Origin of the sequence: Paucibacter sp. TC2R-5, assembly GCF_025717605.1 — a bacterium.
In the GTDB taxonomy this organism is placed as follows: domain Bacteria; phylum Pseudomonadota; class Gammaproteobacteria; order Burkholderiales; family Burkholderiaceae_C; genus Paucibacter_A; species Paucibacter_A albus.
This window is the reverse complement of sequence record NZ_JAJIRQ010000032.1, coordinates 1-1,427: the sequence shown is the minus strand read 5'-3', so window position 1 is coordinate 1,427 and position 1,427 is coordinate 1. Positions and strand designations below refer to the sequence as shown.

Below are 1,427 nucleotides of genomic sequence, written 5' to 3'. Positions count from 1 at the left end.
TTTATTAATAAAGACATGCGGCTAGTTATTCTGATGGCCTGGTGCATGACCCCATATCATGGAACCACTTACAGAGAATATGCAAGCACTGTACAAACCGAATATGAAAAGCTGATAAATAGCTATGCACGTGGATTTCATACATTTTCTCTAGTCAACATTTACTGGAGTATTAAAGAAATATAAGTCGGAGCAGTAGTCCTCGCAGCTGCTATATGTATTTATTAAAATTTTCTTCAAGGGGAAAAAAATAACAATAGACAGAATTCAACTCCAAAACGACGAGAGCGATGAAAAGAGAAACCACAGGATATCTATACCGCCAATCATAATCTATCAAAGTAATACTATGGTAAATCGCCACACTGACAATCAGCAGCATTAGCATACCCTTCACCCTATTTACTTCTGTCGCGAGATTGAGAAATTTACCGAAATATTCGCCCAGTGCAATACTAATAAATGCCACAGAAAAAAAAGCTAAATTGAATAAATTATGAACAACCGAGTGCGAGTCAGCAACAGGTGAAAAAAAATATACGAATCTGGTTGAAAAAATAAGGAATGCTGAAGAAAAACTTCCGGAAAATGCAATCCAAGTTTCTGGCCTGTCGTGAATAATTAGGCCTTTTTTCACCATCTCGACAATAATATTCACTTGCGCAACAGAACTCCCACTATCGATATGCATCATCACCAAGCTAGAAATAATTCCAAATAACGTGATGACACCACCCGCCAAGTACGCATAGATTCTTCCCTCGAAATTTTTTTGATAAAAAAACCGCGGGCAAATATAGCTAAATACCAAAATCATCACCACGGGCGGCGATGATGGCCTAGAAAGCAACAAGGAAAGCACTAAAAATACAAATACAAGATTTATTCTTAAGCTGGTTTTTCCGGCGTATTCAGCGACCCAATAGGTAGCAAAAAGCATTAATGCCACATAAATCGTATCAGTTAAAATGTAGCGCGGCCAAAGCAGAAAATCACTAGAGAGAAGAAATAAAATTGGAGCGACACCAATCAACAGTGGGCGAGTACCGCAAACCTGAAACAGGCGCCTAGTCAAGCATAAAATAACAGGGATTAGCGCAATATTTATTAAAAAAACTATAAACTTCCACTGCGAAATTGATATTATTTTTGCAAGAGCGAATAATGTAATTGGCAAGAGATAAAAGTATATTGGTGTATCATCGCGTGGATTTCTAGAGGAAAATTCAATCCAGTTGAAGTTATGCAAAATCATAGAATCAGCCCACGCAGAAAATGTTCCGGTATCTGGGCTTGATACAGGTCCTATATAGATGTTTGCAAGCATCAATGCCAATGCAACAACGAGAAACGACACGTAGGACAACTTGTAAAATGGCTTCTCACCATCTACTAGGCCCGACACATGTATATTTTTTTTGGGTAAA

At 38.0% G+C, this 1,427-nt stretch carries 1 protein-coding gene; it reads right to left on the bottom strand.

Features of this window, described 5'->3' with window-relative positions; translation table 11 throughout:
* Window positions 1–211: 211 nt before the first annotated feature.
* Window positions 212–1,427 (bottom strand): hypothetical protein (locus tag LNV08_RS22930; RefSeq protein WP_263536058.1); only part of this gene is annotated, 1,216 nt, incomplete at its 5' end.